Here is a 12,777-nt window from a genome sequence, read left to right as displayed (position 1 = left end):
AATGAAGGATCAAGCTGCTAAACTAAGAGAACTAATTTATAATAATAAGACAAAGGACTTAAAGGAAAGCAATATAGAAAAACAAGCTAGGATAATATGCATAACTAGTGGAAAAGGCGGCGTTGGAAAAACCAACTTCACATTGAATTTAGCTATTGCCCTAAGTAAGCAAAGCAAAAAAGTTATAATACTTGATGCCGATTTGGGTCTTGCTAATATTGATATTGCATTAGGCGTAGTTCCAAAGTATACCTTAGCAGATGTAATTAGTGGTAAAAGGGAGCTAACAGATATAATGATTCCTGGACCTAGTGGTATTAAAATTATTTCTGGTGGCTCTGGTATAACTGAGCTTATAGATCTATCACAGGATAGATTAAAATCCTTAATTGAGGAATTTCAAGGATTAAACAATCATGCAGATGTCATTTTAATAGATACAGGTGCTGGTCTTTCAAGAGGCGTATTGTCATTTGTATTAGCTGCAGAGGAGGTTGTTGTGGTTTGCACTCCTGAGCCTACTGCAATTACAGATGCATATGCCATGATTAAAACAATAGCCAGTAAAGAAAAGGGGAAAAAACTGAAAATATTAATTAATAGAGTTGAGAGCTTAAGTGAAGGTAGGATAGCATTTGAAAAGCTTAAAAATGCATGTGATAGGTTTTTAAATACATCAATAGAAAAGCTAGGCTTTATCTCAGATGATGTAGTGGTAACAAAGTCAGTTAAACTACAAACCCCCTTTATACTTCAATATCCCAACAGTACTGTAAGTAAAAATGTTGAATTGATTGCAGCTAAATTAATAAACGATAATGTGAAAACGGAAGAGTCAATTACAACAAAAGGCTTTTTTAGTAAGGTGATAAATCTTTTTAGATAGCGAGGTGACACTTATGGACTTATTTAGTGAATTAATTGTCGGTGAAAAAATAGAAATTGAGCCAATGAATAAAAAGAATAATGATAAGAGCTTTATAGTTAGCCAACTGATTGATATAAAAAATAATCTTTTGCATATAACTAACCCAATAAAAAGGGGTATACCCTATCCACTTTTGGAGGGACAGCAAATTAAGATTATTTTTTATAGAGAAGAAAAAGGAATATTCAGGTTTGTTGCCGAAATAAGATATAAAGTACAAAGTAGAATTGTAATATATGCTGTCGAACCAATTTCACAACCAGAAAGAATTCAACGAAGATATTTCTTTAGACTAGATATAATTTTAAATGCATTTGTAGGTAGACTTGAGGAAGAAGCTAAATGTGAATGTATTGTTAAGGATTTAAGTGGTGGTGGAATGAAGCTAGTTAGTAAAGCAGAGTTTAAAGAAGGCGAAATTCTTGAATGTCATGTTAACCTGAAGGATGGTGTACGTGTTACAACTGTTGGGGAGGTAATACGTTCAATAAAGGATCCTATTACTAATGAGTATGAACTAGGAGTAAGGTTTAAGGATATAAGCGAAAGTGTTAGAAATAAAATAATATCTTTCTTATTTGAAAGACAGAGATTACTTCGAAAAAAAGGATTGATTTAGAATGACAGAAAAAACAGACCCAATAAAAGTCTTGATAGTAGATGATTCAGCCTTTATTAGAAAAATATTGACTGATATCATAAATAGTGACCCAGACCTTAAAGTTGTTGGGTTTGCAAGAAATGGTAAGGATGCTATTGAAAAAATTGCTGTATTACAGCCAGATGTAGTTACAATGGATGTAGAGATGCCAGTAATGAATGGAATTTTATCCCTTGAACTAATTATGAAAAAAAATCCAATACCAGTTGTAATGCTCAGTAGCCTCACCTCTGACGGAGCCAAATCTGCTATAACTGCATTGGAGCTAGGGGCAGTAGATTTTATAGAAAAACCATCAAGTGTATTTGGTGTTAATGCAGAAACCTTAAAAAATGAAGTGATTTTCAAGATTAAAGCTGCTTCTAAGGCTAAGCTCGAGAAAAAAAGAAATACGGGGGTAGCAATAAAAAGCTTTACCTTAAAAAGTCAAGTAGAAAGAGGCAATAACATATCAAGCAGTATTATAGCTATAGGAACATCTACCGGTGGTCCCAGGGCTCTACAGGCTATACTTCCACTATTACCAGCAAGCATTAATGCATCAATTCTCATAGTTCAGCATATGCCACCTGGCTTTACACGATCATTAGCTGAAAGGCTAGACACAATATCTCAAATTAAAGTTAAAGAGGCAGAGGATAAAGAGGAGCTTCTACCTGGAGTTGCCTACATAGCACCAGGAGATTTTCATATGGCAGTTGAAAAAACTAAGGGTAATAGATGTTTTATTAAATTAGACAAAACTCAACCTGTATCGGGACACAGACCATCAGCCGATGTACTATTTAGTTCAGTTTCTAAGCTAGATAATGAGAAGGTGTTAGCTGTTATAATGACTGGTATGGGTTCAGATGGAACAAATGGATTAAGAGAGTTAAAGGATTCTAAAAAATCACCAATTTTAGCCCAAGATGAAGAAAGCTGTGTTGTTTATGGTATGCCTAAAAGTGCTGTTAAGGCTGGTATTGTAGATGATATTCTACCATTAAATAAAATTGCAAAAGCAATAATAAATAGGTTGGAGGTGCTATAAATGGATATGAATCAATATTTGGATATTTTTATTGAGGAATCAAAGGAACATTTACAAAACATGAATCAGATACTTCTACAAATGGAAAATGATCCGGAAGAAATTAGCAAGCTAAATGAGATTTTTAGAATTGCCCACACTTTAAAGGGAATGGCCAGCACAATGGGCTTTCAAAATTTAGCTCGATTAACCCATGAAATGGAAAGCGCACTTCATTTAGTTAGAAGTGGTGAGTTAAAAATGAGTACCAGTATAATTGATCTACTATTTCTTTGTTTTGATGAGCTTGAGGGATATATTGGCGAGATTGAAAGCAATGGCGTTGAAGGAGAAAATACATCTAGTGAAATAGTGAAAAAGCTTGAGGACTTAAGGCTCAAGGGAACCGTAAGCAAAGAAGCTCCACCTAAAGCAGAGGCTAAGGAATTTAATCAAGAGAAAATGAATCTTCAATTGGACGAATATGTACATAGTGTTATTAAAAAGGCTTTACAGCAGGAGCTTAATGCTTATTTTATAAAGATTACATTAGATAAAAAGTGTATGCTGAAATCTGCTAGAGCTTATATTATAATTAATAATTTAGAAAAGCTGACAGAGATTGTTCACTCAAATCCAAGTATCGAAGACATTGAAGATGAAAGATTTGATTTAAGCTTTGAGCTTGTTGTGGTAACAAAATCAGATAACAGCATCTTAAAGAAGGAACTAAGCAATATACCGGAAATAGAATCTATAGAAATTATAGACCTTAAAGGAAACATAATAGTAAAGGAAGAAAAAGAAAGGGAAATAGCACCTAATGAGCTATTACATGAAAACAGCATAGTTGAACAGCAGTTAACCAATAAAGCAGCAGATGAAAGCAAAGGCAGAAAAGCTAAAACTGGTAAGACTGTAAGGGTTGACATAGACAGACTAGATAATCTAATGAATTTAGTTAGTGAGTTAATTATAATAAAGACTAGGCTTGAAGATATTGATGACTCAGGCAATGGTCAAAGTATGCATGAAGCAATAGAATATTTAGAAAGAATAACAACCAGCCTACATGATGCAGTAATGAAGGTGAGGATGGTTCCAATAGAAAGAGTGTTTAATAGATTCCCAAGAATGGTTAGAGATTTAGCTAAGGACCTAGGCAAAGAAATATCTCTAATAATGAAGGGTGAAGAAACAGAAGTAGACAGAACAGTTATTGATGAAATAGGGGATCCACTAATCCATTTAATTAGAAACTCTATAGACCACGGAATAGAAGAGCCAGATGTAAGATTAGTTGCAGGTAAATCTAAGAATGGAACAGTAAAGCTTATCGCTTATCCCGATGGAAACAGTGTTGTAATTGAAGTAGAGGATGATGGTAAAGGGATTGATATAGACAGGGTTAAGGCTAAGGGTATAGAGCGTGGATTAATTACTCAACAGCAAAGCCTGATTATGGATGATATTGAGGCTATAAATCTATTATTTAATCCTGGCTTCAGTACCGTAAACAAAATAACTGATATCTCTGGTAGAGGCGTAGGCTTAGACGTTGTAAAAACTAAAATTGAATCACTGGGTGGAGTTGTAGAGGTTGACAATAGAAGGGGAGAAGGAACTAAGTTTATTATCAGGCTACCATTAACACTGGCTATTATACAAGCATTACTTGTTAATGTTGGACCAGAGAAATATGCAATACCCTTAAACACAATAAAGGAAATTACTACTATATCTCAAAGGACAATTAGAAGAGTTCAAAATAATGAGGTTGTATTATATAGAAATAACACACTGCCAATTTTAAGGCTATCTAGCTTATTACAGGTAGAGGCTAATCAAAATGAAGCAGAGGACTATATAGTGGTTATTGTTAAAAAGGGAGAAAAGACTGCGGGTATTGTAGTTGATCACCTAATCGGTCAACAGGAAATAGTAATTAAGTCACTTGGTAAGTATTTATCAAATGTCAAGGGAATTGCAGGAGCAACAATTTTAGGTAACGGATCTGTTGCGTTAATAGTAGATACCAATTCATTTTTTTAGGGGGTGAACCATTTGAATACTAATACGGAAAAAAACAACCAATATGTTATATTTAAGCTTAATAGTGAGAATTATGGGATACCTATTTCCTATGTGGAGACTATAGAAAAGGTATCTGAAGTAACAAGAGTTCCTAATGCACCCCATTACGTAAAGGGAGTTATTAATTTAAGGGGGGAGGTTGTACCTGTTGTTGATTTAGTCAAACGATTTAAGTTCAATGAAAGCCCTATAACTCCTGAAACAAGAATAATAATTTTATCGGTAGAGGAGATTATGCTGGGTATATTAGTTGACAGCTCATCTGAAGTTTTAACCATTGATAAGGATACAATCGACAACACCTCTAATTTTGTAAACACCTTTGAAGACGACTATATAAGTGGAATCGGAAAGGTTGAAGATCGTATGATTATTATAGTTGATATACTTAAAATATTGGATATTGATTTATCAGAATAGGTAGGTGATGCCAACCATGACATTTACTATTGAAGACTTAAACAATCTACACCTTGATGTGCTTCGTGAAATAGGTAACATTGGCTCTGGTAATGCTGCATCTGCCCTAGCTAAAATGATTAATAAGCGTATAGATATGGATGTTCCCATTGTACAGATTTTAGCCTTTGAAGATGTTGCTGCTATTCTTGGTGGTGAAGAAATGGTGGTGGCAGGCATATACTTTGAGGTAGAAGGTGACATAACAGGCAATATAATGTTTTTATTAGATATTGCATCATCCAAGATATTAACAAGCATCCTTATGGGTAGAGAAGACGGCTCAGAGGAATTAGATGAAATGGATCGCTCTGCTCTGCAGGAAGTAGGTAATATTCTATCTGGCTCCTATATTTCATCTTTATCTGCACTAACAGGATTAAAAATAAAGCTATCAGTACCATCCCTGTGTATTGATATGGCAGGAGCAATATTAAGTGTACCAGCAATACAGTTTTCGCAAACAAGTGATAAAATAGTTTTAATTGAAACTCTACTAAAGGAAGGTAGTAACCAGGTTAAAGGTAATTTCTTCCTAATACCAGATAGCAAGTCCTTTGACAAACTATTGCAGAGTTTAGGAGTGTATAGCTAAAATGCAAAAAGTGATAAAAGTTGGAATGGCAGATTTACAAGTGGTTGAAGAACCACATATACTAACGACTCTTGGATTGGGTTCATGTGTAGGTATAGCATTATATGACAAGCAGAAGAAAATTGCTGGTCTTGCCCATATAATGCTACCCTCAAGTACACAAATTAAAAACAACTCTAATTTAGCAAAATTTGCCGATACTGCCATTGATCTATTAATTAAAGAGATGGTTAAGAGGGGAGCTTCTACAGCTAGACTAAAGGCAAAAATTACTGGAGGAGCACAAATGTTTTCATTCGGTAATAATGGTGGAGATTTAATGAAAATTGGCTATAGAAATGTTATTGCTACAAAAGAAATATTAGAATTATATAAAATAGACATTTTAGCAGAGGATACTGGGGGAAACCATGGAAGAACCATTGAGTTTTACTCTGAAACAGGTGATTTACTAGTTAAAACAATAGGATTCGGTTTAAAAACAATTTAGTGGCTTTTCATACTAGCCAGGAGGTTAATTATGGATTACTTAAGCCTATGGCAAAAATATAAAAAGAATAATGATACTGATGCTAAGCATCGTTTAATTGAGACATATATCGAGCTTGTTAAAATTGTTGCTGGTCGACTCTCTACTACTTATGGTAGTAATGTTGAATATGAGGATTTAGTAAGCTATGGAGTATTCGGCCTATTAGATGCAATTGAAAAATTTGAACTAGACAAAAACGTTAAATTTGAAACCTATGCTCAAATTAGAATACGTGGTGCAATAGTAGATCACTTAAGAAGCCTAGACTGGATACCTAGATCTATTAGACAAAAAGCTAAAGAGGTGGATGCCGTCTTTAGAAGGCTGGAGAATAATTTTGGAAGAAGCGTTACAGATAAAGAGGTGGCAGCGGAATTAGGAGTAGGCTTAAAGGAGTTTTATACTATTCTTCAGCAAATTCATAACTTAAATGTTGTTTCCTTAGAGGAGCAATTAACAGAAACAAATATAAAAACTATATCAGATGAAGCAGACAATATTCCTGAAAACATCGTGTGTGGTAAGGAAATAAAGGATGTACTAAAAAATACCATAGATCAGCTACCAGAAAGAGAAAGGCAGGTTATTTCATTATACTATTATGAAGAATTAACCTATAAAGAAATAGGTGCTATTTTAAATATTTCTGAGTCTAGAGTTTCACAGCTCCATTCAAAGGCAATCTCAAGACTAAAGGGGAAGCTAGCATAATAAAGTGTTAACAGTTTTTTCAGTTACAAAGGGGGTTATAGGATGGAAGAGCAAGCAATTATAATTGAAGGCGTAGACTATGATGAGGCATTGGACAGGGGCTTAAATCAACTTGACTTAACAAAGGAGGAAGTTGATGTAGTCATCATTGAAGAGAAGAAGGGATTTCTATTTAAAAAAGGCTACATTAAAATAAAGATAACTCCAAAGGATTCAACTGAAGAAGTTACACCTGATGCTGTTATCAATAAAGATATTGAGGCTTTAATAGACGAAAATAGCCTTATGGATAACTCTAGTAACGCTACTGCATTTAATATAGACTATAGAGAAGATGGAGTTTATCTTGATGTAACAGATAGGAGTAAAGGAAATGAGCAAAGCTTAATCGACGATATAGCCCAATACGTAAAGGAAAAGAAGGTTACTGATTATGATATACTCAAAATAACCATGGCAGTAAAGGAAAGCATGTGTGGCGTTTTAATTGCCCCTCCCCAAGAAGAAAATCTTATAGATAGTACTGTTAAATACGATATTAGTAAAGACCGTATGGAGGCAAGAATTGCTTTAACTAATGCCCTAGGTGGTAAGTTCTTTACACTGGACTCCCTAAAGGAGGAAATAGACCAATATGGTATTAAATACGGAATTAGTGACGAGCAATTATTATATTTAATTAATAACAAGTTAACAGAGGTGTTTGTACCTATTGCTAGAGGAAAAGACCCTGTTAATGGAATTGATGGTAAAGTTATTTATCATTTTGATACAAGTAAAGTATTTAAACCAGTTGTGTTGGAGGACGGAACTGTAGATCACAAAACCTTGAATTTGGTTAAGAACGTAAAGAAGGGTGATTTACTAGCAGAAATTATACCACCTACTGAAGGGGTAATTGGATACGATGTTATGGGTAGAGAGCTTAAACCTAAGCAGGGTAAAGAAGCAAGATATAAGGCTGGAAAAAACACTGTAGAAGGTGAAGATAGCTTGAAGCTTTATTCCTCAACAGATGGACAAGTTAGCATAGAAGACGGTAAAATTACCGTTAGTGAAGTTTATAATATCATTGGAAATGTTGATAACTCAACTGGGAATATAAACTTTAACGGTTCTGTTGTAGTTAAAGGAAACGTTAAATCAGGATTTGTTATTAGGGCAGAGGGAAATATTGAAGTTCACGGTGTAGTAGAAGGTGCTACCCTTATTGCTAAGGGAGATATTTTACTAAATAGAGGAGTTCAAGGAAACTATCAATGCTATTTAGAATGCAATGGTAATCTTATAGCAAAGTATATTGAAAATGCTAAAATAAAATGCAATGGAAACCTACAGGCCGATTGTATTCTACATAGTGAGGTGTTTACAAAGGGAAAAATTTTATTAACTGGAAAGAAGTCCCTTGTAGTTGGTGGAGATATTAAGGCTGGTGAAGAGCTAAGAACAAAAACCATTGGATCACATATGGGTACCATTACTAAAATTGAAGTAGGAGCTGACCCAGAAGAAAGAGCTAAGTTAGAGGAAATGAGAATTGAAAGAAATGAGTTAGAGAAGAACTTATCTAATCTTAAAAAGACAATAGACCTGTTATCACGCATATCTAAAACCTCTCAGCTGCCAAAGTCTAAGCAGGAAGTATACGTAAAGTCAATAAAAACCTATGAATTTTTACTAAATAAGCATGAAAAGCTAGTTGAAAGCTATAACTTACTAGAGGCAAAAATACATAGCGCCTCAAGAGGTAAGGTACACGTATCAGATACAATATATCCAGGGGTAAAAGTAACAATTTTAAATGCCACTAGACATTTTAACGATGAGGCTCAAAATTGCACCTTATATAAAAAGGAAGGCGATGTAACAATTGGTCCATATGAAAGGTAGGGGAAATAAATGTCGGTTAAGCCTATAGATTTTCATTTAACTTATGCAAATACTGTTAGAGAATCAAGGGACAAGCAAAATGATTTCCACCGACATAAGGATATTAATCATTATAATGAGAACAAGCTTGAAGCTGAAGTAAATAAAAATCTTCAAAAAACTAAAAATACTGAAGAAGCCCAGCATAAAGCAATTAACCAAAGAAATAAAGAAGAAAAATCAAAGGGTAGACAGCAGGAGAAAAAAAGAAAAAGGCAAAAATCTGAAATTAAAAAGCAGTTGGATAAGGATTCTGGTATAGGTCAAAAGCTAGATATTATGATATAAGAGGTGCATTATGGATTACAATACTATTATTATTATTGCCGGTAGCATTATTATATTAATAGCATTACTAATTGTAATGAGAAGTAATAATCAAGAGCCTGATAATCATTACAATAGCTCAATTATTCATCTACAAAACATTAAGGATCAGGAGCTAGAATTGCAACAGGTAGTAATACATGAACTGGAAGGGCTTAAAGGTGATATGGGTATAATCAAGGAGGATATTTCTACTTTATTTAGTTTATATAATGACTTAAATAGAAATAGTCTTAGCAAAGGAGCTTCTAATAATGATACAGGTCAAAAAGAAGTTGAGCCCTTTAATCAAAAGCTAAATTATAATATATTTACTCAGAAAAATACAGATATTATCAGGTTACACCAAGAGGGTAATTCACCCGATGAAATAGCCAGAAAGCTTAATAAAAGCATTAGGGAAATAGAAATGGTAATAAAACTGGTGAAGTGAGGTGAATACACTTGAAAAAATTTTGTCTATACAGTTTAATGATAGGAATAGGAGTTGGAATGATACTGGCTGCCTCCTTTAATATTGTTTTTTCTAATAATGAACAGCAATCATCTATTAACTTATATAATCAGAAGCAAAATGAATTAGAGGCAACCATTGCTAATTTAAAAAATTCTTATTCTCATGATAATACTAAAAAAAATAAAGAAGGTGTAGGTATTAATAGGGAAGAATATGCTGACAATAATAATGAAGAAGAGGTTAATAATAATCAGCAAGGCAACAACAAAGCCAACAATAATAGTGTAGAAACTGATGAGACTATTGAACAGGATTACTATGAGATATATATTACTAAAGGTATGAATAGTCAAGAAATTGCAGGTGTTTTATTAGATATCGGAGCTATAGAAAGTGAAGAAGATTTTTTAAATTACTCTATTAAAAAAAAGGTTACAACTAAGTTTAGAATTGGATATAAAAAAATACCAGTAGATAGCAGCTATGATGATATAATAAGTATATTAACCAATGTTACCAGCCTAGAATAGTAACAATTAGCAAAAATCTTAAGAAATCATAAAAAAATTGTTGCTTTTGTAAATAACTCTATGATAAAATACTAGAGGTGATTAAAACACACATCCTTTGACCTATTCAGCAGTGCCAATGGTTCTGAATAGGAATGAAAGGGATGGAGGAATAACTATAGGAGGTGTCTGTTAATGTCAGTAATTTCAATGAAACAACTTTTAGAAGCAGGTGTTCATTTTGGACATCAAACAAGAAGATGGAATCCCAAAATGGCAGAGTATATCTTCACAGAAAGAAATGGTATTTATATTATTGACCTTCAAAAGACTGTAAAAAAGGTGGAAGAAGCCTACAACATCATGAAGGAAATTGCAGCTGAAGGAAAAAATGTTCTTTTTGTTGGGACAAAAAAACAAGCTCAAGAGGCCATAGAAGAAGAAGCAAAAAGATGTGGTATGTATTACGTAAATCAAAGATGGTTAGGTGGTATGTTAACTAACTATAAAACTATCAAGAATAGAATTGATAGGTTACATGAGCTAGAGAAAATGGAGGAAGATGGTACCTTTGATGTTCTACCAAAGAAGGAAGTTATAAAGCTTAGACATGAAATGGAAAGACTTGAAAAATTCTTAGGTGGAATTAAGAACATGACTGAGCTACCAGAAGCCCTTTTCGTAGTAGATCCAAGAAAAGAAAGAATTGCAATCAAAGAAGCCCATAAAATTGGTATACCAGTTATCTCAATTGTAGATACTAATTGTGATCCAGATGAGGTCGACTACGTTATACCAGGTAACGATGATGCAATTAGAGCCGTTAAATTACTTACTGCTACAATGGCCAATGCAGTGCTAGAAGGTAAGCAAGGAGAGCAAACTGTAGAAGAATAGATGGAAAGCTAGGTAAGGGTTGAAAGGGGTTGTCCCTTGCTCCCTTACCTTTATTATATTTAAAGAGGAGGATGTATATATGAGTATAACTGCAGGTATGGTAAAGGAACTAAGAGAAAAAACCGGAGCAGGCATGATGGATTGTAAGAAGGCTTTATCTGATACAAATGGTGATATGGAAAAAGCTATTGAGGTATTAAGGGAAAAAGGTCTAGCTGCAGTTGCAAAGAAATCTGGTAGAATTGCAGCTGAGGGTTTGGTGGAATCATACATACATGGTGGCCGAATTGGTGTATTAGTAGAAGTCAATTCAGAAACTGATTTTGTTGCCAAAAATCAAGAGTTCAAAGATTTTGTTAGGGACGTAGCTATGCAGATTGCTGCTTCTAACCCATTATATGTTAAGAGGGAAGAGGTTCCTACAGATAATATTGAAAAAGAGAAGGATATCCTTAGAAAACAAGCTTTAAATGAAGGAAAGCCAGAAAAGATTGTAGATAAAATGGTTGAAGGCAGAATTGAAAAATACTATAAGGAAGTTTGCTTGTTAGAACAACCCTTTGTAAAAAATCCTGATATTACTGTAAAAGATCTTTTAACAGAAAAAATATCAAAAATTGGAGAAAACATTTCTATAAGAAGATTTGTTAGATTCGAAGTAGGTGAAGGCTTAGAAAAGAAAGAGGAAAACTTTGCCGAAGAGGTAGCAAAGCAATTAGGACAATAATTAGTCTACCAATTTAAAACTTTGTCTATAATCTGAGGAGAACACAGTGGTGTTCTCCTTTATAATAAAGAATGAGTTTAAAGCTTTTTTGAATTTTTTTTTATTCTAAGGTGACAATAAGTAAATGGATTTTAAAGGCAAATAAAGGATTTTTACTATGCTTGTAGAAATAATAGATTAGAATGGAGGATTCAAATGGCCAAACCTATATATAAGAGGGTGTTATTAAAAGTAAGTGGTGAAGCTTTAGCAGGGAAGCAAGGCTTCGGATTAGATACCGATACCATCAATAATATAGCTAAAGAGGTAAAGGAAATTTTAGCCATGGGAGTGGAGGTGGCCATAGTAGTTGGTGGAGGTAACTTTTGGCGAGGTAGAAGCGGTGAAGGAATGGATAGAACAACAGCCGACTATATGGGAATGTTGGCTACAGTTATTAATGGTTTAGCCCTACAGGATGCCTTGGAGAACATAGACGTTCTAACCAGAGTTCAAACAGCAATTGAAATGAGACAAATTGCAGAGCCATATATTAGGAGAAGAGCCATAAGACATTTAGAAAAGGGACGTGTAATAATATTTGCAGCAGGTACAGGAAATCCATATTTTTCTACTGATACTACAGCGGCCTTAAGGGCAGCTGAAATTGAAGCAGAGGTTATATTACTAGCAAAAAAAGTTGATGCTGTTTATGATTCCGACCCCCAAATTAATCCAGCAGCCAAAAAGTTTAATCAATTGACCTACTTAGACGTGTTAAAGCTGGGGCTTAAGGTGATGGATTCAACTGCTACATCACTATGCATGGATAATAGAATACCAATTAAGGTTTTTGGAATAGATAAGCCGCAAAACATAAAAAAGGTTGTTTTAGGAGAAGCGATAGGTACATACATAAATAGCTAGCAATTAATTTATATTAAAATTATTAGGCATTTG

At 33.9% G+C, this 12,777-nt stretch carries 15 protein-coding genes; all 15 read left to right on the top strand.

Going from position 1 to position 12,777, the window contains the following annotated elements:
• The first annotated feature begins 1 nt into the window (after position 1).
• The 15 genes from F8154_RS04915 to pyrH all read left to right on the top strand — a co-directional run bounded on the left by F8154_RS04915 (position 2) and on the right by pyrH (position 12,744).
• Positions 2 to 886 (top strand): MinD/ParA family protein, encoded by an 885-nt coding sequence (locus F8154_RS04915; RefSeq protein ID WP_151860490.1) that lies wholly within the window; start codon positions 2 to 4, stop codon positions 884 to 886.
• Positions 887 to 899: 13 nt separating this feature from the next.
• Positions 900 to 1,547 carry a flagellar brake protein gene (locus tag F8154_RS04910; RefSeq protein ID WP_151860489.1) on the top strand — a complete coding sequence of 216 codons (648 nt, stop codon included), beginning with the start codon at positions 900 to 902 and terminating at the stop codon, positions 1,545 to 1,547.
• Between the two features lies 1 nt (position 1,548).
• Positions 1,549 to 2,622: a protein-glutamate methylesterase/protein-glutamine glutaminase gene (locus tag F8154_RS04905; RefSeq protein WP_151860488.1), complete on the top strand. Its 1,074-nt coding sequence runs from the start codon at positions 1,549 to 1,551 to the stop codon at positions 2,620 to 2,622.
• Positions 2,623 to 4,653, top strand: a complete 2,031-nt coding sequence (locus tag F8154_RS04900) for a chemotaxis protein CheA (protein WP_151860487.1) — start codon at positions 2,623 to 2,625, stop codon at positions 4,651 to 4,653.
• A 12-nt stretch (positions 4,654 to 4,665) separates the two neighbouring features.
• Positions 4,666 to 5,115 carry a chemotaxis protein CheW gene (locus tag F8154_RS04895; protein WP_151860486.1) on the top strand — a complete coding sequence of 150 codons (450 nt, stop codon included), beginning with the start codon at positions 4,666 to 4,668 and terminating at the stop codon, positions 5,113 to 5,115.
• A 16-nt stretch (positions 5,116 to 5,131) separates the two neighbouring features.
• The gene (locus F8154_RS04890; RefSeq protein ID WP_151860485.1) at positions 5,132 to 5,749 is read left to right on the top strand and encodes a chemotaxis protein CheC; all 618 of its coding nucleotides are present in this window, start codon (positions 5,132 to 5,134) and stop codon (positions 5,747 to 5,749) included.
• A gap of 1 nt (position 5,750) precedes the next feature.
• On the top strand, positions 5,751 to 6,239 hold the full coding sequence (locus tag F8154_RS04885; protein ID WP_151860484.1) for a chemotaxis protein CheD: 489 nt from the start codon (positions 5,751 to 5,753) through the stop codon (positions 6,237 to 6,239).
• Between the two features lie 30 nt (positions 6,240 to 6,269).
• Positions 6,270 to 6,992, top strand: a complete 723-nt coding sequence (locus F8154_RS04880; RefSeq protein WP_151860483.1) for a FliA/WhiG family RNA polymerase sigma factor — start codon at positions 6,270 to 6,272, stop codon at positions 6,990 to 6,992.
• A 42-nt stretch (positions 6,993 to 7,034) separates the two neighbouring features.
• Positions 7,035 to 8,882, top strand: a complete 1,848-nt coding sequence (locus tag F8154_RS04875) for a FapA family protein (RefSeq protein ID WP_151860482.1) — start codon at positions 7,035 to 7,037, stop codon at positions 8,880 to 8,882.
• A 9-nt stretch (positions 8,883 to 8,891) separates the two neighbouring features.
• Positions 8,892 to 9,209, top strand: coding sequence for a hypothetical protein (locus F8154_RS04870; RefSeq protein ID WP_151860481.1), 318 nt, complete (start codon positions 8,892 to 8,894; stop codon positions 9,207 to 9,209).
• A 10-nt stretch (positions 9,210 to 9,219) separates the two neighbouring features.
• On the top strand, positions 9,220 to 9,681 hold the full coding sequence (locus F8154_RS04865) for a DUF6115 domain-containing protein (protein WP_151860480.1): 462 nt from the start codon (positions 9,220 to 9,222) through the stop codon (positions 9,679 to 9,681).
• 38 nt (positions 9,682 to 9,719) lie between these two features.
• Entirely contained in the window at positions 9,720 to 10,235 is a 516-nt protein-coding gene (locus F8154_RS04860; RefSeq protein WP_192930168.1) for a hypothetical protein, read from the top strand.
• Between the two features lie 174 nt (positions 10,236 to 10,409).
• Positions 10,410 to 11,111, top strand: a complete 702-nt coding sequence (gene rpsB, locus F8154_RS04855) for a 30S ribosomal protein S2 (RefSeq protein WP_151860478.1) — start codon at positions 10,410 to 10,412, stop codon at positions 11,109 to 11,111.
• 79 nt (positions 11,112 to 11,190) lie between these two features.
• Positions 11,191 to 11,838 carry a translation elongation factor Ts gene (tsf, locus tag F8154_RS04850; RefSeq protein ID WP_151860477.1) on the top strand — a complete coding sequence of 216 codons (648 nt, stop codon included), beginning with the start codon at positions 11,191 to 11,193 and terminating at the stop codon, positions 11,836 to 11,838.
• Positions 11,839 to 12,033: 195 nt separating this feature from the next.
• Positions 12,034 to 12,744 (top strand): UMP kinase, encoded by a 711-nt coding sequence (pyrH, locus tag F8154_RS04845; RefSeq protein ID WP_151860476.1) that lies wholly within the window; start codon positions 12,034 to 12,036, stop codon positions 12,742 to 12,744.
• Positions 12,745 to 12,777 lie beyond the last annotated feature (33 nt).

Source organism: Alkaliphilus pronyensis, assembly GCF_009017275.1.
Taxonomy (GTDB): domain Bacteria; phylum Bacillota; class Clostridia; order Peptostreptococcales; family Natronincolaceae; genus Alkaliphilus_C; species Alkaliphilus_C pronyensis.
This window is presented reverse-complemented; position numbering and strand designations above follow the sequence as displayed.